Consider the following 24,717-nt stretch of genomic DNA (forward strand, 5'->3'; position numbering starts at 1 on the left):
GAAGAAGGTGACATCTCGCCGAAATGGGGGGCCTAGCCGGAGAAGGATGCTTTCTATTTCAAGGAGAGCAGTAGAGGTTTTTGAAGTTTGTGTTTTTAATTGAATCGATATTTAAACTAGCTTTTCTAATTTTCCCATAATCGTCATGAAATCCAATCCCACAAGCAAATTCGCCGATACCGGACGCAGTCCGGGCAAGCTATTGCTATCGTTTGGATTGCCGCTGTTTCTCTTACTGGCCTTCCTGGGCAAACAATTTATCGGTTTTGACAGCATAGGTTGGCATAACGGTTTTAATCACCCGCTAATCGGTCTGGATCACTTGGTGACGATGTTGGCCGTGGGCATCTGGGCTGCGCAATTGCGCGGACAGGCTATCTGGATGTTGCCGCTGGCCTTCGTTGGGGTGATGAGTCTTGGCGGTTTGGCCGGTGCTGCGGGTATCGAGCTGCCCAGCGTCGAAGGCATCATCCTTTTATCGTGCGCGGTATTCAGCGTTCTGATTACCCGCAAGGTGCGTTTCAGCGCCAAAGTCAACGTGTTGATCGTGGCCTTCTTTGCGTTTTTCCACGGCTACGCGCACGGCCAGGAAATATCCACCTCGGCCAGTCTGATTTCATACACCTTGGGCTTTATGCTGGCGACTTTGCTGCTGCATGGCGCCGGCATCTTGGTAGCCAAACTGGTGGTATTCTGCGCAACCTGTCTGTTGACTGCTATGTTTGCCAATGCGGCACTGGCTAAATCCTCGGATTCCGTCGATGAAGGTCGATTGAACGCGTCTGTCAAATTGGTCCACGATTCAGGTCTGCCGCAAACCGCCCCGTTCTGGCCGGCAATGCAGATAGCAGGAGGCGCAGGGGATGTTAACGCGCTCTCCCGGCAGCGAATACTCGCCGCCGAATCGAAATGTTGTCGAGACCAGCTAGGCAGTGTCCGATCACACAGCGCTTCCAGTGAATTAAAGTTATTAATCAGCGCCGCCAATGGCGCTGACCAGTCTCACAGCCATCAGCTGCTCGCCAAAACCGAGCCTGCTCAGGGACTGGCTATTTGCCGGGATAGGGCCATATTCGATGGCGATCACCTGGTCAATGCCGGATTGGATTTCAAGCACTATTATCGGGATGTCAACCACACCCCCGGCAAACATCTGCTCAGCAACGGCGTCGGCCTCACTTCGCCGCCCGTTTCCAGTGTTTTAGCCCCGCAAGCGTTCCAAAATTCCTGCACCACCCCGAATTCATTCATTGAAGAGTCCGATCTTCAATCGAAATTTGCCCACTCTGATAGCGGCAATCTCCATACCCAAACGATCAAACACTTCAGGCCTGATAGCGACGTTCGTAATCAAGATCCTGCCTGGCAATCCGTTCGCCGCAGCTTTGTTTGCCCTACTAAAGTTCTATCTTACTTAACCGCCGACGCTAGGTCTCCAGGCGGCATTTTCAGAATTCATGTGCTTCCAGCAAGCCGAATTAGCTTGCCGTTTGCGATGTCAGTAAAACCGCTCGACCGAGCGATTCCCGTTCCAAACATAACAATAAAAATCAACGAAGTATTCAACTTATGAGGAAAGCAATGCACACCCTAACCCACGTCCGCCGTGCCCATATCTTTTATGCGCTAACACCTGTTAACGGTCAGTAAAGGAGCTGAAATGAATCCGTATACCGCAATGATGAAAAAGAAACCTTTGATTGTCGCCCTGGAAATCATTTTGGGTCTAAGCTGCACGACCCTCCAGGCGGCACCCGGCACGGAGCAGTCAGAACAACAGGCCCAGTCCGAAGCTGCCGATACCACCGAAAAACCGGCCAAAGCCAAGGCTATGGCTAAGGCCGAAAAAACCGAAGAACTGGGCGCGGTGGAAGTGGAAGAAGACGGCCGCGGCAAAAACCTGATCGGCATTGCCGGCTCGGCCTCGCAAGGCGAAGTCAGCCAAAAGCAATTCGAAAATCGTCCGCTATCCCGCAATGGCGAACTGGTGGAAGTGATTCCGGGTGCCGTTGCCACCCAGCACAGCGGGTCCGGCAAAGCCAATCAATACTTTCTACGCGGCTTTAACCTGGATCACGGCACCGATTTCACCACCTATGTGGACGGCATCCCGATGAACATGACCACCCATGCTCATGGCCAGGGTTACATGGACATCAACAGCATCATTCCCGAGCTAGTGAAAAAGGTTGAGTTTGGTAAAGGGCCGTATTACGCGGAAGTCGGCGACTTCTCGGCAGCGGGTTACGCCAAAATGTTCAGCATCGATAAACTGGATCAAGGTATCGCCAAATTTACCGCCGGTTCCTTCGATTATTACCGGACACTGGTGGCCAATTCCAGCAAAGTTGGCGACGGCGATTTGCTGTATGCCGGCGAATTCAATTTGTACGACGGCGTCTGGGAAGTGCCGGAAGATTCGAAGAAATTCAACGGCCAGCTACGCTACACGCTGGACCGCGGCGACTGGGGCATGGCTATCAACGGCAAGGCCTATACCAACAGCTGGACCGCTACCAATCAGATTCCGCAGGCGTCCATTGATAATCGCGACATTGGTTTGTACGGCAGCATGGACCCCACCGATGGCGGCGAGACCAATCGTTATAGCGTGTCCGGCAGCTTTTGGAACCAGGGCGATAACTGGAAAAACGACGCCAATATTTACGCGGTTTATACCGACTTGAATTTGTTTTCCAACTTCAGCGGCTTTACCCGCGGCGCCGGTGGCGACCAGATTTTGCAAACCGAGCGCCGAGTACAAACCGGCGGTCATTTCGAGCATACCCGCTACAACAAGCTGTTCGGTTTTGAAATGGACAACAGCATCGGCCTGCAATTTCGTAACGACCAGATCATGGATTTAGGGTTGTACGAAACCGAAGCTCGGCAAATCGTCAACACTGTCAGCAAGAGCAATGTCGGCGTGACCACCGTGGGCACCTATTTCAAAAACACCACGCATTGGCACGATAAAGTTCGCACGATCGCCGGTTTGCGCGGTGACTTTATCAACAATAATGTCGAAGTGTTGTCCAGCGGTAGCGGCACGGCCGAGACCAATGCGGCCAACTCCGGCAGTCGCGGCAAGGCCATGATCAGTCCGAAGCTGAGTTTGGTGGTCGGTCCCTGGTACAACACCGAATATTTCGCGAATATCGGTTACGGCTACCATTCCAACGATGCCCGCGGCACCACGTTGCAAGTGCATCCGGTGACCGGCACCGATCTGGATCCTGACGGCAATGCGGTCAGCCCACGGATTCGTCCGGCCGCGTGGTCGCGAGGCGGTGAAGTTGGAGCCCGCACGAATATCATCCCCGGTTTGAACAGTACCTTTGCCTTGTGGTGGCTGCAATCCAGCGAAGAATTGGTGTTCGTCGGCGATGCCGGTACTACCGAAGTCAACGGTAAATCGCAACGTTACGGTATCGAGTTTACCAACTACTACAAACCCACCGAATGGCTGACGCTGGACGCCGACTATGCGTTGACGACCGCGCAATTCAACAAAGCCCCTGACGGTGCCACCAATAAATTTATCCCTAATTCAGTCGGCCGGGTAATTAGTGCCGGTGCACTTATCGAAGCGCCCAACGGCTTATTCGGTACCCTGCGTTTTCGGCATTTCGGCAGCGTACCGTTGGATGAATCCGGCGCGGTTTGGGCCGGCGACACCAACATCGTTAACCTGGGAGCGGGCTACAAGCAAAAGCAATACAAATTCGAGATCGACATCTTCAATATCCTGGGTTCGCAAAGCAACGATATTGCCTACAACTACGAATACAACTATCCGAACGGCGTCGCCGGGGCCGGCCTTATGAAACATCCGGTAGAACCGCGCATGGTGCGCGGCACCATCACCGTCAATTTTTAAGGATAGCCTGATGAGATATGGTTTAAGCCATGGCGCTATCGGCCTGCTTGCAGTGTGGTTGATGTTGCAAACAACCTGGGTATATGCCCATCCACCGGGCCTGAGCTCGTTGGATATGACTATTAAACCTGCGCAAATCGACGCCAAGGTGACCTTTGCCTTGCAAGACATCGAGGCCTTTGCGCCGATGGATAGTGATTTGGACGCGGAGGTGACCGACGCCGAGCGCGAAGCCGCCAAGCCCACTATTGCCAAACTACTGGCCGCGCAATTGCGCGTAAACATCGATAGCCGGGATGTTTTGCCTAGCGAACCTGGGCAAGTCAGTTTCGACGATCAAAATAATGCGCGCGTGGAACTGCACTATGCGGCAGCGCCGCAAAACGCCTTGTTAGTGCAGTCGAAGTTTTTGGCTTTGCTGCCCGACGGCCACCAACAGTATTTGACGGTCAGAGATGCCAACGGCAAAGCGCTTACCGAGAAAATGCTGGGCAAACACGACGATCAACTCAGTTTACCAATCGCCAACGCCGCGGCAGCGGAGTCCCCCCAAGCTCCGTTCGCGGCGTTTGGCGATTTTTTTAAACTGGGCATCGAGCATATCGTCACCGGATACGATCACCTGTTGTTTTTATTTGCGCTGCTGGCGGTCACCCACAGCTTCTGGCCGGCTCTAAAGATCATCACGTTTTTCACGATAGCCCATTCCATCACCTTGGCCTGCGCGGGACTTAACTTGATCGAACTACCCAGTAGTTTTGTTGAGCCGTTTATCGCCGCGACAATTATCTACGTGGGTGTGGAAAACATCATCCGTGGCGACCATCCCAAGGGCCGGCATTGGCTGACTTTCGGGTTTGGTTTGATTCATGGTTTTGGTTTTGCCGGGGTGTTGCAGGAAATGGATATTAGCTCCGGCGATACCGGCATTCTGCTGCCTTTGTTGTCGTTCAATTTAGGCATAGAAACCGGACAAATTGCCGTCGCCTCTATCGTGTTGCCAATGATCTGGTGGCTGAACAATAAAGTCGAGACTGCTGAGAAATTTCTAAAGGCCGGCTCGATTGCGGTCAGCCTGATGGGTGCATTCTGGTTGGTGGAGCGGACTATGCTGTAAGTACAACCGAACAGCGGGTCTGTTGACCCGCCATAACCCCGTAAGCCCGGCCCACACTGGCCGGATTAATCCTTATCCGAAAAAAATGGTTCATGCGAGCCACGGATTGCTATTGCCTGTCGTTTCGGTAAAGCGGTAATTGGTTTTCAGATAAGAGATTGAGATACAAAGATTTTTTAATAAAACAATAACAATTTTATAGAGGAGGAAGGCCGTGGAACTCACCAATATGCTAGAACGAATTTTGTACATGATCTCGTCATCGCTATACCTGCCGGTATTGCTGATCGTTACCTTGTTGGCTGCCTATTCGGTATACACCTGCGGCCGTCTGGCGCAGGAGTGGTTGGAGCGGCGCAGGGCCGGCTCGCGCACCGTGCGCCTGTTCAATCTCGATCTGGCCGTCGCGCTGGGTCGCCAGCAACGCGCCAACGCCGCGCCGCTGGACGTGGAACTGGAACTGTTGCTGCAAACCCATGAGCATCGGCAATTGATCAAGCTGGATCAGGTGCGCTTTGTGATCAAGCTCGGCCCGGCGCTTGGTCTGATGGGTACTTTAATTCCGATGGGTATTTCTCTGGCCGCATTGGCGCAAGGCAATATCCCGAGTATGGCCGGCAGCATGGTCACCGCGTTTACCGCCACCGTGACCGGCCTGGGTTGCGGCGTGATTACCTATCTTGTGGCATTGGTGCGCGAGCAATGGCTACGCGCTGATTTTGCCGCGATGCGCCATCAGGCCGAACTGGCCGCCAGCCGGGTATTGGACGTGCAAGACTTGGCTATCGAGGAGGACGGCCATGCGCTATCTGAGACGCTCTAGTCTGCATCGCAATAGCGAGCCGTTGGAAGATCCGATCGCCGGCGTCGCTAACCTGTTCGACGCCAGCGTGGTGTTCATCGTCAGCATGATGGTGGCCTTGTTCATGGCCTACAACATGCTGGACCTTATGAACCCCGAATCGACGGTGACGATGACCAAGGAGAACGCCGATGGCACGATGGAGATCGTCAGTAAGAAGGGTTCGCAGATCAAGGTATCCAAAGTCACCGACCGCAAACTCAGCGGTTCCGGCGAGCGCTTGGGGACCGCCTATCGCTTGAACGACGGCAAGGTAGTTTATGTGCCGGAATAAATATTGGACCTGGCTGCTGGTCCCGTTGCTGTGGTTGGCGACCGGTTTGGTGGCGGCCGAAACGCCGATAAACCTGAGCCTGATCCTCGGCGACCTGGATTCGCAAACCGCCGTCGAAGCCACCGCCATACTGCAAAACGACCCGCTGTTAAAAGACGTGGCAATTCGGGTGTATTCCAGCTCCAAGCTGGCACAAGCCGATAACGCAGCATTGCAAACATCCCATCTGGTGCTGGCGCAAATCACCGGCCGAGGCATCTTGCGCGAGGGCGGCGAGATGTTCAAACAGATCGCCGCGCGCGGCGGCAAGTTGTATGCGGTGGGTTTGAGTTACGACGCCGATTTTGCCGACTACGGATTACAACTGGATAAAGATCTGCAAGCCTATATGTCGGCCGGCGGCTCCGACAATGCCGCCAACATGATCCGGCTGGCCGTCGCCAAGTATAAAAACATCCAGGCTCAGATTGCTCCACCGCAAGCCCAACCGGAAATCGGCGCCTTTGACGTGCGCAGCAAGCAGTTGTTCGCCGATTTCGACAGCTATCAAAAAGCTTACGCCGGCTATAAGCCAGGCCAGCCTTGGGTCGCGATTTTGTTCTACCGTTCCTCGGCTTTGTCAGGTCAGACCGACACCGTGAAAGTCTTGGCAGAAAAATTGGAAGCCAAGGGTTATAACGTGCTACCGGCGTTCGGCTATCCCTACGACAAAACCCTGGAAAAAATGCTAATCGATCGCAACGGCAAATCTCGGGTCGAAGCCATTGCAGCGCTGGCCTTGAAAATCGGTGCCAGCCCGGATAAAACCGTACCGACTTTGAATCGGCTTGGCGTGCCGGTGTTGAACGGCATTGCCTTGAACAGCCAAAGCCAAGTGCAATGGACCGATTCGGCGACCGGCCTGGATGTGATGGAGCGGGCTTGGCAAGTGGCTTTGCCGGAATTCGCCGGCGAAATCGCCCCGACCGTTGTGGCCAGTAAGGAAAGCGTGCACGACCAGGCTACCGGTCAGGATTTCGTCCGCGAAGTGCCGATCCCGGAACGCATCGAACGTTACGCCGACCGCCTGGACAACTGGGCGAAATTGCGCCGCACCAGCAATGCCGAGAAGAAAGTCGCCTTGATGTACTACAACTACCCGCCCGGCAAGGAAAACATCGGCGCCTCGTATCTGAATGTGTTACCGGAATCGTTGCTGCTGATCATGGAGCGGATGCGCAAGGAAGGGTATCGATTGGGCGAAGCGCCGACGGATGGTGAGGCCTTGAAAGCCACCGTGAAAAACCACGGTATCAACCTGGGCAACTGGGAGCCGGGTGCGATTGCCGAAGCCGCCGCCAGCGGCCGCGCGGTGTTGTTGCCGATAGCCGATTACCAAAAGTGGTTCGACGCACTGCCTGAGACCTTTAAAGCCGCGATGCTGAAAGCCTGGGGCAAGCCGGAAGACAGCAAAATCGGCGCCTGGAGCGACGGCAAAGGCCAGCGCTTTTTGATCCTGCCGGCCTTGCAATACGGCAATCTGTTGCTGGCGCCGCAACCGTCGCGCGGCTGGGAGCAGGACGTCAAAAAGCTGTATCACGACGTGACCATGCCGCCGCACCATCAATATGTGGCGTTCTATCTATGGCTGCAAAAAGGCTACCACGCCGACGCGATGATTCACTTGGGCACGCATGCCACCCATGAATGGCTGTCCGGTAAGGAAGTCGGCTTCACCGCCGCTGATCCCGGCGAGATTCTGATGGCCGACGTACCGCAGATTTACCCCTACATCATGGACGACGTCGGCGAAGCCTTGCAGGCCAAGCGCCGGGCGATGGCGACGATTATTTCCCACATGACACCGCCGCTCGACAAAGCCGATCTGAATCCGGAACTGGCCAAACTGGCCGGCCTGCTGGACGACTACAACGTCGCCGCACAGAAAAGCGAGCAACTGGCGAAAATCAGGCTGGATGAAATCAACCAGATTGCCGGCAAGGCAGGCCTGTTGAAAGACCTGAAAATGCAACGGGCTGAAACAGCCGATCAGTTGGAAGAACTGGAGCATTACCTGAAGGAAATCCGCGAGAAAAAGGTGCCTATGGGTTTGCATACCTTCGGCAAGGCGCCGGATGAAACGGCTAGATTGCGTTTCGCCGAAGCCATCCTCGCCCGCGATACCAAGCTGAAAGGCGAAGCGTTGAAACAAAAAGTCCAAGCCACCGCCAAGCTGATCGCCGATAGTGCCAATGCGGAAATGAATGCACTGATCGAAGCGCTGGCCGGCCGCTACATTCCGGCCGGCAGCGGCGGCGATCCGCTGCGTAATCCAGACGCGTTGCCGACCGGCAAGGATTTGTACGGTTTCGATCCCTCACGGATACCCAGCGAAGCGGTTTACAACGAAGGCGCTCGGTTGGCCGAGCAAGTGGTCGCCGACTTCAAAAAGCAGCACGGCCATTATCCGGAGCGCTTGGTGTTCAATCTTTGGGGTGTGGAAAGCTCGCGCCACGAAGGGGTGATGGAAGCCGAGATCATGCATCTGCTCGGCGTCAAACCGCATTGGGATGAGCGCGGCCGCACTCAGGGGGTGGACGTGATCGCCCGTGACACGTTGGGACGGCCGCGCGTCGACGTCACGATTATTCCGTCCGGTTTATACCGCGACTTGTTCGCGTCGGTGATCAAACTGCTCGATCAGGCCGAAACCAAGGCGCAGGAACAAGACGAGGCGGATAATCCGTTGCGCAGGCATATCAAGGAAACCCAGGCCGAACTGATGAAACGCGGTTTGACAGCCGGGGAAGCGCTGGATATGGCCTCGGCCCGTTTGTTCAGCGTACCGTCCGGCGCTTACGGCACCAATCTGGACCGGGCGATTCCGCTATCCAATACCTGGACTGACGAAAAGCAACTAGCCGACGTGTTCTTCAACCGCATGCATCACGTTTACGGACGTGGGCATTGGGGCGAGGCGGCCAGCAAGGATGCGGCGCTGGCGGTAGATTTGTTCAAATTGTCTTTGAAAGACACCGACGCGGTGATCCATAGCCGCTCCAGCAACGTCTACGCGACGTTAGACGGCGACGATTTCTTCCAATATCTGGGCGGTACCGCGATGGCGGCAAGGCAGATCAACGGCAAGACGCCGGAAGTGCTGGTCGCCGATCTGGCCGACCCGACCGCCGCCAAGACCATGAGTTTGGAACGCTACCAGGGCCGGGAGATGCAGAGCCGTTACCTGAACCCGAAATGGATCGAATCGATGTTGAAGGAAGGTTATGCCGGCGCCCGCTTCATCAATATGGTGGCGGAAAACTTGTGGGGTTGGCAGGTGACGGTGCCGGAAGCGGTCGGCGCCGAGAAATGGCAAGCGCTATATGAAACCTATGTTGAAGATAAATACCAGCTGGATATCCAAAAGAAATTCGAGCAAGCCGACAACCTGTTGGCTTATCAGGCGATGGTGGATCGGATGCTGGTGGCGATCAACAAGGGATACTGGCAAGCCGACCCGGCGGTGAAAGCCAAGCTGGAACAGGTTAACCGGGAAGTGATCGCCAAGGTCGGCGTGGCCTGTAACAAGGACACTTGCAGCAGCCCGGAAATCACCCAAGTTGCCGAGCAGCAGGACGCGGCCAAGGCAGCAAAATCGGTGGCACCGGGGGTGCAAGCTCAACCGCCGGCACCCGCGGCAGCTCAACCGCAACCACAGCCGACTCAAACCCAGCAGCAAGCTCAACACCCGCCTGCGCAGTCTCAAGCGCAAACCGCGCCGGACGCTGCCAAGCCATTGGAAGGCTATGAGATGGAAGAGAAGAAAACTGCTAGCGAAAACGCCGAACAGCAGCCAGCTCTGAGCTCGGCGCAAAGTTGGTGGTTGGGCTTCGCGATCTTGCTGTTGTTTGTTGCGGGTTATCTGCGCGGCAGTTGGGAGCAGCGCAAGCAAAAAAACTAAGGGCTGCGCGAAAGGTCCTGACTTCGTCGTTCCCGCGCAGGCGGGAATCCAGGAAAACCTGAAGTCTGGATCCCCGCTTTTGCGGGGGCGACGGGGTTTTAGCGCGTCGCCTCGATAGACGAAATACATGGAGGCGGTCTGTTCTTGATGTAAGAAGAATTAAAAATTAATCCAACATAACCATGAAGCGCCGTTTTGTTTAACGGTGGATTACAGGAGGAAGTGACTTTGTCTCGATTACACGTAATAACGCTGTTGGCCTTAAGCAATCTGGTCTACAGCAATCAAATCCTGGCGGAAGACAGTGACCAAACTGCCGCGGGGCAAACCGAACCCGCAAAACCCGACAACCTGGCCAGTAAGGACGACATGCTGGGTACTACGGTCGTTACCGCTACCCGCTCGGAAATGAGCACGGCCATGGCCCCAGCCAATGTCAGTGTCATCAACACCGAAAACACCGAAAACCGGCTGGTGCAAAGATTGGGCGATGCATTAAAAGACATTCCCGGTATCTATTTGCGTGGTGGCGCCCATGGCACGCACTTTCCGGGGTCCAGTACCAGTTTTTCCAGTTTTCATGGTATCGGCGGTACCAACCGCTCGCTGTATCTGATGGATGGTTTGCCGGTGAATACGCCCAATAACGGCAATGTCGATTGGAATATCCTGAATATGGATGATGCGCAGCAGGTGGAATATGTGCCTGGTCCATTTTCCGCGCTGTACGGTAGCGGCGCGATGGGCGGTGTGGTCAACGTCATTTCCAAAGTCCCGACAAAGCGAGAAGGCCGATTAACTGTTGGTGCGGGCGGAGCAGCTGTCGATCAATGGGGCATCAAGGGGCGCTACCGCGACCGCTTTGCAAATGGCTTAGGCATTTCTTTGACGTTCAATCATATGGAGAGTGATAACTGGGCTGTATCCGACTATGTGACTGTGAGCAGAGGTGGCGCCGCTTTAACAGGCGGCTCGATACCCGTCGCCGGCGCCGTTCCAACCACCAGCAATTCTGGCACACCGCAATTCATTGTCGGCGATAAGGGCCGGCGTCCGTGGGAGCAAAACAACGCGTCATTACACCTTTACTACGATTTAAGTCCGCAGACCCAAATCGACGGCGGCATGGGGTGGAGCAGAGGCGAGACTAACGATAGCGGCAGCTTTAACAATTATCTGACCAGACTCGACGGCACGCCTATCAGCATCGGCAGTGGCAGTAGCAACCTCAATATTGGCGGCAGACGCTACGCGGTAAGCGAAAACTCGTTTATGCATTTTCTGCCAGGCATCGAAGACACCCGGCGCTATTTTGCTCATCTGAAACACGATTTTGGCAACGATATAAAGTTAAATGTCGATTTTCAATATATGCAAACCGAAACATCCGCCACAAGTCCAGGTACGTCCGCTACGCTAAATGGTGGAGCCGGGACTATAACGCTGACTCCCAGTAACCGCATCGACGGCAATGTCTCCTTACGTTTCCCGTTTTTATGGGAGGAAAGAAACTTTGTCACCGTAGGCTTTGGTTCCAGTCAAACTACTTTGGAAGGACAGTCCCGATATAATCTCGGTAACTGGCGAAATGCCGATAGCACCACAAGTTTGACGGCATTGAGCAAAGGCGAATCCAGTATTTATTCGGCCTATCTGCAGGACGAATTGTGGTTGAGGAAAAATCTGATTGCTCATTTGGGGGTTCGTTACGACGATTGGTCGACGTCGGGCTCGAACATGAATGCGTCGCCGGCATTCAATCGTAGCTATCCAGAGCATTCGATTGGCCAATTTAACCCCAAATTCAGTTTGACTTGGCTTCCTGCCGATGGATATAAATTATTCGCGTCAACCGGCTGGGCGTTTCGGCCGCCCACTAACTTCGAACTTTATGGCAGCACCATATCCTCTGCGACTATCACCGAGCCGAATGCCAATCTGGAACCTGAAAAAATGTATTCGTGGGAAGTGGGCGGCGAGGCCAATCCGTTTGCGGGAACGACTATCGCGGCCAGTTATTTTCATCACTACATATCGGACCTTATCTACAATCGAACCGTTGGGACCAGTTTAAACAACCAAATCTTGGCTGAAAAACAGAATGCCGGCAAAGCCGAAGTTGAAGGGGTTGAAGTAAAACTCAGGCAGCGTTTGTATTGGGACTGGTTACATTTTAATGGCACGTACACCCTGAACGATTCGATTATTACCGAAAATACTGCAAATCCGGCTATCGTGGGTAAGCAGATGCAACAACTGCCGCAGACTATGTTCAGCGGCGGTTTGGACATTAAATACGATAAATGGGCGGGCGGCATTATCGGTCGTTATGTCAGCCAGCCGACATTTAACGATTTAAACGCCGACTCGCTGACTGGCCGGCCCGGCAGCTACGATCCCTATTTCCTGGTCGATACGCGTATCGCTTATCAAGCGACCAAAAATATCGATCTGTCGTTTTCAGTAAACAACTTGTTGGACCGGGAATATTCCGTGTTTTACCAACAAGCCGGCCGCACCGTTTATGGGGAAATTTCTTACAGCTTTTAGGGGCGCTATTGCTTTATTGATTGTCAGTTTCCGAATATTCGCAAGCTGCTGAATATTCGGAAGCAAGGCTATTAGCGACTCGAGTGCTTGCCTAGCGTGCACAGTTCACAAAAATTGGCGATGTAAGCGTTGGTTTTGTCATCTTCATCTGTTCTTAATCTGTTCCTAATCAAGGCTTAAACATTGCCTTCTAAAATCGATCCATAAGATGAATTAATCTCTACAGAAGGTGTTTTTATGTTCAGAGTGACAAGTATTGTTGCAATTGGTCTGCTGGTTTCGCCGTTAGCCATGGCTGATGGACACGGGCGCGGGCATCACAAACATCACCACCATGATCGTCATGTCGAGGTTGAGCGGGTGTATGTGCCGGGGCGGGTTGTGCAATATGTCCCTGCGCCACCGCCCGCGCCGCGTTACAACAGTTACGACCAACGATCCACTCAGGGCTTGGTAGGTGGCGCGTTAGGCAGTGTGGCGGGTTACGAGATGAGTAAGGGCGATCCGTTGGGAGCCGGAATCGGTGCCGCCGCGGGCGCTTGGATCGGCAATGGTATGAGCCGTTAAATAATGACAGCCAATATATTAACGTGCTCTGAATTTTTGGATAGCTCATGCGACAGGAGGACAAAATGAGAATAAAAAATGGTAAAAAATATCAACAAGAGCAATACAGTAGAGTGGAAAAGTTGTTGAATGTATTGTTGTTTTTTGTCGTTGTTTACTATAGCTACTATGTGTTGTCTTTCTCCCAAATGGGGGCTTGAGATCACTGACAGTAGCAGTATATTGTCAATTTGCGTTCCTGTTATACAGTCCGGATAACTAAACGCTGGATCGATCAGAACCCTGCAAGTCGCAAGACTTGCAGGGTTTTTTATTGCCCATTTTTCGACTATATCGAAGATGGATCTAAAAAATTGTAGATCCGAAAAAAAGCTGCCCGTCGATCAGTTCTTGATGAAACAGATTTTCCGGAGGTTCGGCGCTAGACCTTGAATGTGCTGGTAGAGCTTAGTTTATTGATTACCTGCTCAAGCCGTTGACAATGCTGGACCCAGCTGATAGCTTTGCTGTCTGGCACTCACCAATATCGAGTGCTAACGGAATTTGGGGGATGACGTGGCTGGCGGACAAGATTTAAACGAAAGATCGCTGTATTTATTAAAAACCTTGGTTGAACGTTATATCCAGGACGGCCAACCTGTTGGTTCGCGATTGTTGTCTAAAGATCCGCAACTAAAGCTTAGTCCTGCCAGTATTCGCAATGTGATGGCGGATCTGGAAGAAATGGGCTTGATCCATTCCCCACACACCTCCGCTGGCCGAGTGCCAACGGTGAGTGGCTACCGTTTGTTCGTCGACAGTTTGTTAACGGTCAAGCCTTTGGCATCCAGCGAGTTGGATCAACTGCAACATGGCTTGAAAGGCGAGGCGGATAAAGCCAGCGACGTGTTGAGCAAGGCCTCTAAATTGCTGTCGGACGTGACGCGGATGGCCGGTGTGGTGACTTTGCCGCGCAGGGAAAGCGTGACATTGCGGCACATCGAATTCCTGCCTATGTCCAATACGCGGGTGTTGGTGATTTTCGTCACCGACGACCAAGAAGTGCATAACAAAATTATCCACACCCACAAGCAGTTTAGCCCCGCCGAATTACAGCAGGCTGCCAACTATTTGAATTCGGTTTACTCCGGTCGTAGCCTGGCGAAAATTCGCGATCTAATTGTGCAGGAAATGGAGCAGGATCAGCGCCGGGTCAACCAAGGCATGATAGACGCGGTGAACATGGCGCAGCTTACCTTCACCGAGCAACCCAACGACGATTATGTGTTGAGCGGCGAAACGAATTTAATGGGCTTTTCCGAGTTGTCGGATATGGAGCGTCTTAAACAACTGTTCGAGGCTTTTAGCCAAAAGCGCGGTGTGATTCATTTATTGGATCAGTGTATACAGGCCGAAGGCGTGCAGATATTTATCGGTGAAGAATCCGGCTATAGCGCATTCGATCATTGTAGCCTGGTGACGGCGCCTTATTCGGTGAATGACGAAGTGGTTGGCGTGTTGGGTGTAATAGGACCGACCCGCATGGCCTACGAAAAAGTCATTCCGTTCGTGGATGTGACGGCAAAATTATTGGGCGCGGCCTTGAATCCCAAATAAATGGCCCTATCGTTAGGCCAACCTAAGAATTTAGAACCATGGAGTAAGTAATGAGTCATCAGCAATCTAGCCACGAACCACAATCGGATAGCGATTTGATCGCCGAAGTCTTGGAACAAACCAAGCCAATAGACGCCGAAGAACAAGCTAACGAAGCGTCTGGCGCTGGCGCCGCAGTCACTGTGGAAGCCTTGCAGGAACAATTGGAACAAGCCCAACAACAGGCTGCCGCCAATCTGGATAAAGCCATCCGCACCATGGCTGAGATGGAAAATTTAAAAAAACGTGTGCAAAAAGACTTGGACGACGAACGCAAATACGGTCTGGCGAAATTTGCGAAAGAATTGCTGAGTGTTCTGGATAGCCTGGAATTGGGCCTGCAAGCGGCAACCGGCGATAGCCCGGAAATAGTAAAATTGCGCGAAGGCAGCGAATTGACCATCAAACAATTTGAGTCGGTATTTGCCAAGTTTAATATCGAAACCGTCGACCCCATCGGTCAAGTATTCAACCCGGAATTGCACCAGGCCATGGTGATGCAGCCTAGCGCCACGGCCCAACCCAATACGGTATTAAATGTCTTCCAAAAAGGCTATGTATTGAACGGCCGTTTGCTGCGTCCTGCCATGGTGGTGGTGGCCAAAGCCGACGACAAACCGGCCGATAGCGCAAAAATCGATGAGCAGGCTTGAAATTAATACGATCAACCGCATATCGCTAACAACTTTTTAATTTATTACCAATTCAAGTCTGGAGAATATCAATGGGCAAAATGATCGGCATCGATTTAGGAACCACTAACTCCTGCGTCGCAGTACTGGAAAACGGCACCGCGCGGGTTATCGAAAACAGCGAAGGCGCGCGCACCACGCCTTCCATCATCGCCTTCACCGGCGACAACGAAGTATTGGTCGGTCAGTCCGCCAAACGTCAGGCGGTGACCAACCCTGAAAATACGTTGTTCGCGATCAAACGTTTGATCGGTCGTCGCTTTAAAGAAGACGCGGTACAAAAAGACATCAAAATGGTGCCTTATAAAATTATGGAAGCCAACAACGGTGACGCTTGGGTGGAATGCCACGGCAAAAAAATGGCGCCACCGGAAGTGTCTTCGCGTGTGTTGATGAAGTTGAAAAAAGACGCCGAAGCATTCTTGGGCGAAGAAGTGACCGAAGCGGTTATCACCGTGCCGGCTTACTTCAATGACTCGCAACGTCAAGCCACCAAAGATGCCGGCCGAATTGCCGGTCTGGACGTGAAACGGATCATCAACGAGCCGACCGCCGCCGCGTTGGCGTTTGGCATGGACAAACCGAAAGGCGACACCACCATCGCGGTTTATGACCTGGGTGGCGGTACCTTTGATATTTCCATCATCGAAATCGCTGAAATCGAAGGTGAGCACCAATTCGAAGTATTAGCCACCAACGGCGATACATTCCTGGGTGGTGAAGACTTTGACTTGCGTATCATCGATTTTCTGGCTGGCGAATTTAAAAAAGACAGCGGCATCGATCTGCACAACGATCCATTAGCGCTGCAACGTCTGAAAGAAGCGGCGGAAAAAGCCAAAATTGAGTTGTCATCTGCCGAGCAAACCGACATCAACCTGCCTTACATCACCGCCGATGCGTCAGGCCCGAAACATTTAAATGTCAAATTGACTCGCGCCAAACTGGAGTCGCTGGTTGATGAGCTGATAGAAAGAACCAAAGGCCCTTGCTTGCAAGCGATTAAAGATGCTGGTATTTCGACGTCTAAAATCAACGACGTGATCTTGGTTGGCGGTCAAACCCGGATGCCGAAAGTGCAAGCGTTCGTGAAAGAATTGTTCGGCAAAGAGCCACGCAAAGACGTTAACCCCGACGAAGCGGTAGCGTTGGGTGCGGCGATTCAAGCCGGCGTATTGGGCGGCGACGTTAAAGACGTGCTGCTGCTGGACGTGACTCCGCTGTCTTTGGGTATCGAAACCCTGGGCGGCGTAATGACCAAGTTGATCGAGAAAAACACGACGATTCCAACTAATGCTTCACAAACCTTCTCGACTGCGGACGATAACCAAACCGCAGTCACCGTGCATGTGTTGCAAGGTGAACGGGAAGTGGCTGCTGGCAATAAATCCTTGGGTCGTTTCGACTTGCAAGACATTCCGCCGGCACCGCGCGGCATTCCGCAAATCGAAGTATCGTTCGATATCGATGCCAACGGTATTTTGAACGTATCGGCGAAAGACAAAGCCACCGGCAAGAAACAATCCATCGTGATTAAAGCCTCCAGCGGTCTGTCGGATGAAGAAGTCGAACGCATGGTCAGAGATGCTGAATTACATGCTGATGAAGACCGCAAGCTGAAAGAACTGGTGTCGGCGCGAAACACGGCGGAAGGTATGATTCACGCCACCGAGAAGTCCATGAAAGAGTTGGGCGATCAAGTAGGCGGCGACGAAAAATCGGCTATCGAATCGGCGGTCAAAGACTTGCAGGCGGTACTGAAATCCGACGATAAAGAGGCAATTGAAGCCAAAACCCATGTCTTGACCGAGCTGTCCGGCAAATTAGCCGAGCGCGTTTATGCACAAAAAGGCTCGGAAGGCGGTGCTGAGGCTGGACCTGCTGGCGCATCTGAAGCCGCAGCCGAGCACGATCACAATGTGGTCGATGCCGAATTTGAAGAAGTTAAGGACGATAAGAAGTAAAAGCGTAGGGCGGATTGCGATAGCTGATCCGCCTTGCAATTTTCCATAAGGCGGAACACCTAGCGGTTTCCGTCTTATGTATTATCACATTTGGTATCTTTGCTAGCGATTTCCATATAAGTTATCTATTTCCGGGGAAATAAAATGAATTCCGATATTGGTTGGAACGACATCAAGGAACAAATTAACCATTGGCTCAAAGCTCCGGAAAATGGCTATCTTGGTAGCGGTTTTGGCTTCGGGGATAAGTTAGCTAGCTTTTTGAAAGAACAGCCTAACGACAGTGTTGTTAATCAAATAGTTTCGAAAATGCAAGAAGATATACCTGTTTTGAAGCAGAGAAAAGTATCTATAAATTGGGTGGTTGGAAATAATCAAGTTGTTATTGTTGTTGACAAGGAAATAGAAACTTTTGATTTTGACACTCTGTCTGTTTAACGAGGCATGTAGCCAAGTCATGTAGGGTACGCACCGCGTACCTTTTGCAAACGATGGGCTTCCTGGCGTCAGCCCATCCTACATTGAATAAACCGAATTCGGCAGAAATACAGGCAAGAACCGGCAATGCCAAAACTCTACGAATATTTCGGTTTAATTGTGATGTTTTATGCCAATGAACACGAACCCGTTCATGTTCACGGCAAATGCCAGGGGCGGGAAGCGAAGGCCGAAATTATTCTAGTAGATGGGCGAGTTGATAGTGTTCGTTATATTACAGTCTCCGGTCGTGAAATGTTATCCGAGCGTGAGATGCAGTATTTCCGCGAAATCGTCACGGCTCGTGTCAATGACATTGTGCAAAAATGGATCGATTATTTTGTTTGGCATAAATCGATTCGACCAGAACGCATTTGTACGAGGTTGAAATGAATCAAGTTGTTAATATTTGTAGCGCCGAGCAGATCGATTCGTATCTTTTGCGCTTAAAATTTGATGATGGTAAGGAGCAGATTATCGACTTCAAGGGATTTTTGATGCGTTCCAAGCATCCCGATATTCGGGCCTACCTCGATTCTGTGAAATTTTCCGATTATCGTATCGAGTACGGGGAATTGGTGTGGGGTGATTATGAATTATGTTTTCCGATGATCGATTTGTATATGAATCGTTTGGAACACGGTGCTTATATTGAATCGGCAGCGTAGATTTATGAATAATTGGTTGGACTTGGCGGAAGGCCGAGCAGAAGAGATCGATTCCGGCATCGTTGAATTGATACCTTCCGAAATAGTGTCGCTCAAGGCAAGGGAGTTGTTGAGTTTTCAGCAAGATCAACAGGCATTATTGCCGCCAAAATTTAGCGAGCCAATAAAGGCCGAATATAGAAAGTAAAAATAAATAGATAAATTCATCAAGTGACTCAAGACATTTAAATGGCCGCAAAAGAAGATTTTTACAAACTGCTGGAACTGGATCGCAACGCGAGCGAAGCCGAGATCAAGAAAAGCTATCGCAAGATGGCGATGAAATTTCATCCGGACAGAAATAACGATAATCCGGAAGAAGCGGAGAAGAAATTCAAGCTGGTTAAGGAAGCTTACGAGGTTCTGTCCGACCCTAAAAAACGTGCTGCTTACGACCAGTTCGGCCATGCCGGCGTTGATTCATCGATGGGCGGCGGTCGCGGCGGCTTTAGCGGGGCGGAGAATTTCAGCGATATTTTCGGCGATGTATTCGGCGATATTTTCGGTGGCGGTCGGCAGCAGCGCAGCAGCGTGCAACGCGGTGCCGATTTGCGCTACAACTTGGAACTGACGCTCGAAGAAGCCGTCGGCGGCACCGAAGCGACCGTGAAGGTACCGGTACTGGTGGCTTGTGTTGAGTGTAATGGCAGCGGCGCCAAAAAAGGCAGTAGCCCTGTTACCTGCAACACCTGTCATGGTCATGGCCAGGTCAGGATGCAACAAGGCTTTTTCTCGGTGCAACAAACATGTCCGACGTGTCGCGGTACCGGCAAGCAAATCAAGGATCCTTGCCCGAAATGCTATGGACAAGGCCGAGTCCAGGAAACCAAAACACTAAATGTCAAAGTGCCGGCCGGTGTCGATACCGGTGACCGAATTCGCTTGGCCGGAGAAGGGGAAGCGGGTGCGAACGGCGGACCAGCGGGGGATTTATACGTACAAGTGCAGGTCAAGGATCATCCGATCTTTACCCGCGATGGTGCGAATTTGTATTGCGAAGTGCCGATTAGTTTCACAACTGCTTGTTTGGGCGGCGAGCTGGAAGTTCCCACACTGGACGGCAAAGTCATGCTGAAAATTCCACCGGAAACCCAAACCGGGCGGATGTTCCGTCTGCGTGGGAAGGGTGTGAAACCGGTTAGAGGCGGTGCAGTCGGCGACTTGCTGTGCAAGGTGCAACTGGAAACCCCGGTACATTTGACAAAGGAACAGAAAGCCATGATCGAGAAGTTGGGCGAGTCCTTGTCCGGCGGCGGCAAACACCACAGCCCGCAAGAACACAGCTGGATGGATGGCGTTAAAAACTTCTTCGATAAATTAACAGGGTAAGCCATGGTACGGGTCGCGGTAGTAGGCGCTTCCGGGCGCATGGGTTTGTGTTTGCTGAAAGCCGCGCTGGCGGCGGAAAACGCCGAGTTGACGGTGGCGGTATCCCGCCCGGATAGTTTGGCAATAGGCAAGGATGCCGGCGAGTTGGCCGGCGTAGCGGCGGCCGGCATTAAAGTCGGCGACGACTTGGCGGCTCTCACCGATCGGTTTGACGTGTTGATCGATTTCACCCGGCCCGAGGCGTCGATGAACTATATCGACATTTGCCGGCAAGCCGGCAAGAAAGTAGTGATCGGCACTACCGGTTACAGCGATGCGCAAAAAGCCGCGATTGCCGAGGCTGCCCAGGATGTGGCGATAGTCATCGCGCCGAATTTTAGCGTCGGCGTCAATCTGTCCTTAAAGTTGTTGGAAATGACTGCCAAGGTGATGGGCAACTACACCGACATCGAAGTGATAGAAGCTCACCACCGGCACAAAGTCGACGCGCCGTCCGGTACAGCGTTGCGGATGGGCGAAGTGGTCGCCGCAGCGTTGGGACGCGATCTGAAAGACTGTGCGATCTATGGCCGCGAAGGCGATACCGGTGCCCGCGACCGCAAAACCATCGGCTTTTCCACCATTCGGGCCGGCGATATAGTCGGCGAGCATACCGTGATGTTTGCTGACGAAGGTGAGCGGGTGGAAATTACCCACAAAGCCACCAGCCGGATGACCTTCGCCAACGGTGCGGTAAGAGCCGCGATTTGGCTGGCGGACAAACAGAACGGCCTGTTCGATATGCAGGACGTGTTAGGGCTCAAAAGCTGAGCAGCGCACAAACCCACTCCGCAGGCCAGTGAATCAGGTAAGTCTTATATTCGTAGAGGCGTTACCTCGCCGGTCAGTTTATAATGCCGGTAATCCGCAATAACCTGAGCATGATCGAAAGCCAGCAGGCTTGGCAGATTGTCAAAATTGAACAGTCCGTAGTTTTTCGCATCGTCCGCAGCCATTGGCGTACCATGAGCTTGCGCCAGGTAGACGGCGGTGACAGTGTGATTGCGCGGGTCGCGTTGCGGATTGGAGTAAAGACCCAGTAATACGGTTAGTTCCACATCCAGGCTGGTTTCTTCTTTGGCTTCGCGGATTGCCGCGTGCTCAAGCGTTTCGCCGACATCGACAAAGCCGCCGGGTACCGCCCAACCGTATGGTGGGTATTTCCGCTCTATCAACACGAAGGGGCGCTGCGGATGATCAATCAATTCGATCAAAATATCGGCGGCTAACAAGGGTGTGATCGGCTTGGCCATGGTGTTCCTGATAATGATGAGTTTTAGTACATTGAAAATATGAGTCTTCTGCTAAATTTAAACATGTTTTCAAGCGCTGCTGAAATTCTCGATTCTTTTTCCTCGACAAATTAATCATGAATTAATCCGCTTTTCATATCATCCCGGCTGCTTTACGCAGCGCTTTTAAAGTCGAATTACATTTCCAAGAAGTAAAACATGAATGAGTTTATTCCCGGCCAACGCTGGATTAGTAATACCGAATCCGAACTCGGTTTAGGTATGGTGATGGATGCTGAATTTAACCGTGTCACCGTATTGTTTTTAGCGACCGGCGACAGGCGGGTTTACGCCAGAGATAACGCGCCGTTGACCCGGGTGCAGTTCAACGAAGGCGATGTGATCGAATCGGCGGATTACGCGAAAATCAGCGTGCAACAGGTGCAGCAGCACAACGGTTTGCTGACTTACATCGGTATCGATGAAGACGGTCAGTTGCAGCAAATCGACGAGACGGAACTTAACCATCATATTCAATTCAACAAACCGCAAGATCGTTTATTTACCGGTCAATTCGACCCGACGGCCTGGTTTTTACTGCGTTACGAAACCTGGCGGCGCCAGCAACAGCATCAACAAGCGGGGACAAAAGGTTTGCAGGGCGCGCGGGCTTCGCTGATTCCACATCAGCTCTATATCGCCCATCAAGCCGCCAGCCGCGCCTTACCGCGCATTATGCTGGCCGATGAAGTGGGTTTGGGTAAAACCATTGAAGCCGGTTTGATCATTCAGCATCGCTTGATCAACGGCTTAAGCAAGCGGGTGTTGATTTTGGTGCCGGAGAGCCTGCTGCATCAATGGTTGGTGGAGATGCTGCGGCGCTTTAATCTGCGTTTCAGCATTTTCGACGAAAGCCGTTGCTTTGCCAGTCCGGACGAGAACCCGTTTCTTAGCGAACAATTGGTACTTTGCAGCCAGCGCTTTTTTGCTGATTCTCCGCATCGCCAGCAACAAGCCTTGGATGCCGGTTGGGATTTGGTAGTGGTCGATGAAGCGCATCATCTGGAATGGAGCGAAGACGCACCCAGCGCCGATTATCTGTTTGTCGAGCAATTAGCTCTGGCGTCTCCCGGTCTGATTCTGTTGACTGCAACGCCGGAGCAATTGGGTAAGGAAAGCCATTTTGCGCGCTTGCGCTTGCTCGATCCGGATCGGTTTTATAGTTTCGAACAGTTTTTAATTGAAGAAAGCCAGTTTGAACCGGTGGCCAGACTGGCGAATTTGCTGATTTCCGGCGCAGCGCTGGATGCCGAACAGCAGGGCCAACTGAAAAATTTATTACAGCAGGACAATGTCGACAAACTGTTGCAACAGGTCAATGACACCCAAGCCAACGCTCGGGAAGAGCTGATCAAATTATTGCTGGATCATCATGGCACCGGACGGATTTTATTCAGAAACTCCCGGCAAACCGTGCAGGGTTTTCCGGATCGGCAACGCCATGCTTATCCGCTGCAAGGTGAAGAGACTGCGGATTTGGCTAACAGCGCGTATCTGCATTGGTTGGTCGGGCAGTTGAAAGCCTTGGGCGACGAAAAAGCTCTATTGATCTGCAAACGCGCGGAAACCGCAATTCAGCTCGAGCAATTATTGCGGCAGCATGTCGGCCATACGGCGGCGGTGTTTCATGAAGGCATGAGTATCGTCGAGCGGGATCGCGCGGCAGCGTTTTTTGCCGACGAAGAAAGCCGGGCGCAAGTGTTGATTTGTTCGGAGATCGGTAGCGAAGGGCGCAACTTTCAATTCGTGCGTCATCTGTTTCTGTTCGATCTGCCGGAAAATCCGGATTTGCTGCAACAACGCATCGGCCGTCTGGATCGGATCGGCCAGAAACATGTGATTCAAATTCATATTCCTTATTTGCTTGATAGTGCGCAGCATGTGCTGTTCCGCTGGTACGACGAGGGATTGGACGCATTCCGGCATAACTGTTCGGGTGCCGCGCAAGTCCTGAAGTTGCTGGGCGATGCCCGCGATAGCGCGTTGCTTAGCCGCGATGCGGCTGTAGTCGAGGCCTTGATCGCCAACACCAAGGCCTTGAACAGTCAGGTAGAAGAAGAGCTACATAAAGGCCGCGATTTGCTGTTGGAGCTAAATTCTTGCCGTCCGCAAGAAGCCGCGCGGTTGGTGGCAGAGATTACTGCCGGTGAGCAGGATGGCAGTTTGTGGCCGTTTATGGAAGCCATGTTCGACTGTTATGGCGTCGATGTCGAAGATCATTCGCGCGACTGCCATATCCTGTGGCCCAGCGAGAATCTGCGCATTGCGCATTTTCCGATGTTGCAAGACGACGGTTTGACGGTAACCGTCAATCGCGACATCGCGCTGGCCAGGGAAGACATGCAATTTCTGACCGCCGAGCATCCGATGGTGTTGTCGGCCATGGATTTGGTATTGTCCAGCGAGACCGGCAATGCCGCGGTCAGCGTGGTCAAACATCCGCAGCTGAAAGCCGGTCAATTCCTGTTGGAATTGTTGTTCGTTGCGGAATGCAGTGCGCCTGCCGAGTTACAAATCGGCCGGTTTTTACCGCATACGCCACTACGCGTTTTAGTCGATCAGCATAAAAAAGATCTAACGCTTGTCATTAGCCACGACAGCTTGGTCGAGACCGGCGATAGTTTCGATAAGGCGCAAATCAGTCAGTTTTTGAACAGCCAGCGCCAGCATATTCAGGACATGATCAAAGTGGCGGAACAGTTGGCGGGCGCACAGATGCAAAAATTGATAGCGGAAAGCAGTAATCTGATGATTGCGACCTTAACCGGCGAAATCAAACGTTTGGTGCGGCTGAAAAAAATCAATCCCGGCATCAAGGAGCAGGAAATCGAGCAGTTCAAGGAAATGACCATGCTCTCGCACGAAAGTATACAGGAAACCCAGTTGCGGCTTGATGCGGTGCGGTTCGTTATTACCAGCTAGCTAGAAATAGGGTTTTACCGCGTGGGGGGCCGGTTTTCTGCCGTAAGTTTGTCTAAACGGTTTTGATCAACACGGTGGTGTCGTCAAGTTCGATGCATTCAAACATCAGGTCGTCGATAGAACCTTCGACATGGTCTACGTAGTGCAAGCCGCATTCAGAGTCGACATGTTGATGTTTCAGAATGCCATGCACACTGAAAGGCGTTCCGGATTCCGGCAGTACCATGGTGATTTTAACCTTGCCGGCAACATCCGCGCTAATGGGATCTTGGAGCTTAACTCGGATGCCGCTGTAGCTGATGTCCAGAATTTCCGCATTCAGCGAAACTTCCCGGGCTGTTCTGCTATGGAAAATAATGCCTGCCTGTAGGCCTCTAGGTTTTACTCTACGGTGAATTCGTTTTTCGAAACTCATTTGTTTTGACCCCTGCTGAAGAATCGCGGTTACGCTATCGAGGATTTATTGTAGG

20 protein-coding genes are annotated in these 24,717 nt (G+C 52.3%); 18 read left to right on the plus strand and 2 right to left on the minus strand.

Annotated elements, in window-relative coordinates:
• Positions 1–145: 145 nt before the first annotated feature.
• From A1332_RS05695 to dapB, 17 genes are all read left to right on the plus strand, one after another.
• Entirely contained in the window at positions 146–1,573 is a 1,428-nt protein-coding gene (locus tag A1332_RS05695; protein ID WP_064007594.1) for a HupE/UreJ family protein, read from the plus strand.
• Positions 1,574–1,660: 87 nt separating this feature from the next.
• Positions 1,661–3,880, plus strand: coding sequence for a TonB-dependent receptor (locus A1332_RS05700; protein ID WP_082879551.1), 2,220 nt, complete (start codon positions 1,661–1,663; stop codon positions 3,878–3,880).
• A gap of 10 nt (positions 3,881–3,890) precedes the next feature.
• Positions 3,891–4,997: a HupE/UreJ family protein gene (locus A1332_RS05705; protein WP_064007595.1), complete on the plus strand. Its 1,107-nt coding sequence runs from the start codon at positions 3,891–3,893 to the stop codon at positions 4,995–4,997.
• Between the two features lie 214 nt (positions 4,998–5,211).
• Positions 5,212–5,820: a MotA/TolQ/ExbB proton channel family protein gene (locus tag A1332_RS05710; protein ID WP_231890219.1), complete on the plus strand. Its 609-nt coding sequence runs from the start codon at positions 5,212–5,214 to the stop codon at positions 5,818–5,820.
• Positions 5,798–6,133 carry a DUF2149 domain-containing protein gene (locus A1332_RS05715; protein ID WP_026147208.1) on the plus strand — a complete coding sequence of 112 codons (336 nt, stop codon included), beginning with the start codon at positions 5,798–5,800 and terminating at the stop codon, positions 6,131–6,133. The genes A1332_RS05710 and A1332_RS05715 overlap by 23 nt, the downstream gene beginning before the upstream one ends.
• Complete coding sequence (locus tag A1332_RS05720) at positions 6,120–10,073, plus strand: cobaltochelatase subunit CobN (protein WP_064007596.1); 3,954 nt, start codon at positions 6,120–6,122, stop codon at positions 10,071–10,073. The genes A1332_RS05715 and A1332_RS05720 overlap by 14 nt, the downstream gene beginning before the upstream one ends.
• 228 nt (positions 10,074–10,301) lie before the next feature.
• Positions 10,302–12,623 (plus strand): TonB-dependent receptor, encoded by a 2,322-nt coding sequence (locus tag A1332_RS05725; RefSeq protein WP_157203950.1) that lies wholly within the window; start codon positions 10,302–10,304, stop codon positions 12,621–12,623.
• A gap of 237 nt (positions 12,624–12,860) precedes the next feature.
• Positions 12,861–13,190 (plus strand): glycine zipper 2TM domain-containing protein, encoded by a 330-nt coding sequence (locus A1332_RS05730; RefSeq protein ID WP_064007598.1) that lies wholly within the window; start codon positions 12,861–12,863, stop codon positions 13,188–13,190.
• Between the two features lie 555 nt (positions 13,191–13,745).
• Positions 13,746–14,786, plus strand: coding sequence for a heat-inducible transcriptional repressor HrcA (hrcA, locus tag A1332_RS05735; protein WP_064007599.1), 1,041 nt, complete (start codon positions 13,746–13,748; stop codon positions 14,784–14,786).
• A 50-nt stretch (positions 14,787–14,836) separates the two neighbouring features.
• The gene (gene grpE, locus A1332_RS05740) at positions 14,837–15,478 is read left to right on the plus strand and encodes a nucleotide exchange factor GrpE (protein WP_064007600.1); all 642 of its coding nucleotides are present in this window, start codon (positions 14,837–14,839) and stop codon (positions 15,476–15,478) included.
• Between the two features lie 71 nt (positions 15,479–15,549).
• Positions 15,550–17,481, plus strand: coding sequence for a molecular chaperone DnaK (dnaK, locus tag A1332_RS05745; protein WP_064007601.1), 1,932 nt, complete (start codon positions 15,550–15,552; stop codon positions 17,479–17,481).
• 144 nt (positions 17,482–17,625) lie between these two features.
• Positions 17,626–17,919, plus strand: coding sequence for a hypothetical protein (locus tag A1332_RS05750; protein ID WP_064007602.1), 294 nt, complete (start codon positions 17,626–17,628; stop codon positions 17,917–17,919).
• 126 nt (positions 17,920–18,045) lie between these two features.
• Entirely contained in the window at positions 18,046–18,351 is a 306-nt protein-coding gene (locus tag A1332_RS05755; RefSeq protein ID WP_064007603.1) for a DUF4160 domain-containing protein, read from the plus strand.
• Positions 18,348–18,626: a DUF2442 domain-containing protein gene (locus A1332_RS05760; protein WP_064007604.1), complete on the plus strand. Its 279-nt coding sequence runs from the start codon at positions 18,348–18,350 to the stop codon at positions 18,624–18,626. Before A1332_RS05755 ends, A1332_RS05760 begins: the two co-directional genes overlap by 4 nt.
• A gap of 4 nt (positions 18,627–18,630) precedes the next feature.
• Positions 18,631–18,813, plus strand: a complete 183-nt coding sequence (locus A1332_RS05765; RefSeq protein WP_064007605.1) for a hypothetical protein — start codon at positions 18,631–18,633, stop codon at positions 18,811–18,813.
• 41 nt (positions 18,814–18,854) lie between these two features.
• Positions 18,855–19,994 carry a molecular chaperone DnaJ gene (gene dnaJ / locus A1332_RS05770; protein ID WP_064007606.1) on the plus strand — a complete coding sequence of 380 codons (1,140 nt, stop codon included), beginning with the start codon at positions 18,855–18,857 and terminating at the stop codon, positions 19,992–19,994.
• Positions 19,995–19,997: 3 nt separating this feature from the next.
• Positions 19,998–20,804 carry a 4-hydroxy-tetrahydrodipicolinate reductase gene (dapB, locus tag A1332_RS05775; protein ID WP_064007607.1) on the plus strand — a complete coding sequence of 269 codons (807 nt, stop codon included), beginning with the start codon at positions 19,998–20,000 and terminating at the stop codon, positions 20,802–20,804.
• Positions 20,805–20,848: 44 nt separating this feature from the next.
• Here dapB and A1332_RS05780 read toward each other — a convergent pair whose 3' ends face one another.
• The gene (locus A1332_RS05780) at positions 20,849–21,286 is read right to left on the minus strand and encodes an NUDIX domain-containing protein (RefSeq protein ID WP_026603868.1); all 438 of its coding nucleotides are present in this window, start codon (positions 21,284–21,286) and stop codon (positions 20,849–20,851) included.
• Between the two features lie 198 nt (positions 21,287–21,484).
• Here A1332_RS05780 and rapA point away from each other — a divergent pair, with 198 nt between their 5' ends.
• Positions 21,485–24,247: an RNA polymerase-associated protein RapA gene (gene rapA, locus A1332_RS05785; RefSeq protein WP_064007608.1), complete on the plus strand. Its 2,763-nt coding sequence runs from the start codon at positions 21,485–21,487 to the stop codon at positions 24,245–24,247.
• A gap of 52 nt (positions 24,248–24,299) precedes the next feature.
• Here the strand turns inward: rapA and A1332_RS05790 are convergent, their stop codons facing one another.
• Positions 24,300–24,662 carry a hypothetical protein gene (locus A1332_RS05790; RefSeq protein ID WP_064007609.1) on the minus strand — a complete coding sequence of 121 codons (363 nt, stop codon included), beginning with the start codon at positions 24,660–24,662 and terminating at the stop codon, positions 24,300–24,302.
• Positions 24,663–24,717: the final 55 nt, after the last annotated feature.

It is taken from the genome of Methylomonas methanica, from assembly GCF_001644035.1.
Lineage (GTDB): Bacteria > Pseudomonadota > Gammaproteobacteria > Methylococcales > Methylomonadaceae > Methylomonas > Methylomonas methanica_A.

What these genes read in the sequence shown, in the direction of transcription:
- A1332_RS05760 (WP_064007604.1), top strand. Translation starts at nt 18,348, where the DNA reads ATGAATCAAGTTGTTAATATTTGTAGCGCCGAGCAGATCGATTCGTAT.
- A1332_RS05790 (WP_064007609.1), bottom strand. Translation starts at nt 24,662, where the DNA reads ATGAGTTTCGAAAAACGAATTCACCGTAGAGTAAAACCTAGAGGCCTA.
- A1332_RS05765 (WP_064007605.1), top strand. Translation starts at nt 18,631, where the DNA reads ATGAATAATTGGTTGGACTTGGCGGAAGGCCGAGCAGAAGAGATCGAT.
- dnaK (WP_064007601.1), top strand. Translation starts at nt 15,550, where the DNA reads ATGGGCAAAATGATCGGCATCGATTTAGGAACCACTAACTCCTGCGTC.
- A1332_RS05720 (WP_064007596.1), top strand. Translation starts at nt 6,120, where the DNA reads ATGTGCCGGAATAAATATTGGACCTGGCTGCTGGTCCCGTTGCTGTGG.
- grpE (WP_064007600.1), top strand. Translation starts at nt 14,837, where the DNA reads ATGAGTCATCAGCAATCTAGCCACGAACCACAATCGGATAGCGATTTG.
- dnaJ (WP_064007606.1), top strand. Translation starts at nt 18,855, where the DNA reads ATGGCCGCAAAAGAAGATTTTTACAAACTGCTGGAACTGGATCGCAAC.
- A1332_RS05700 (WP_082879551.1), top strand. Translation starts at nt 1,661, where the DNA reads ATGAATCCGTATACCGCAATGATGAAAAAGAAACCTTTGATTGTCGCC.
- dapB (WP_064007607.1), top strand. Translation starts at nt 19,998, where the DNA reads ATGGTACGGGTCGCGGTAGTAGGCGCTTCCGGGCGCATGGGTTTGTGT.
- A1332_RS05780 (WP_026603868.1), bottom strand. Translation starts at nt 21,286, where the DNA reads ATGGCCAAGCCGATCACACCCTTGTTAGCCGCCGATATTTTGATCGAA.
- A1332_RS05730 (WP_064007598.1), top strand. Translation starts at nt 12,861, where the DNA reads ATGTTCAGAGTGACAAGTATTGTTGCAATTGGTCTGCTGGTTTCGCCG.
- A1332_RS05750 (WP_064007602.1), top strand. Translation starts at nt 17,626, where the DNA reads ATGAATTCCGATATTGGTTGGAACGACATCAAGGAACAAATTAACCAT.
- A1332_RS05705 (WP_064007595.1), top strand. Translation starts at nt 3,891, where the DNA reads ATGAGATATGGTTTAAGCCATGGCGCTATCGGCCTGCTTGCAGTGTGG.
- A1332_RS05695 (WP_064007594.1), top strand. Translation starts at nt 146, where the DNA reads ATGAAATCCAATCCCACAAGCAAATTCGCCGATACCGGACGCAGTCCG.
- A1332_RS05755 (WP_064007603.1), top strand. Translation starts at nt 18,046, where the DNA reads ATGCCAAAACTCTACGAATATTTCGGTTTAATTGTGATGTTTTATGCC.
- rapA (WP_064007608.1), top strand. Translation starts at nt 21,485, where the DNA reads ATGAATGAGTTTATTCCCGGCCAACGCTGGATTAGTAATACCGAATCC.
- A1332_RS05715 (WP_026147208.1), top strand. Translation starts at nt 5,798, where the DNA reads ATGCGCTATCTGAGACGCTCTAGTCTGCATCGCAATAGCGAGCCGTTG.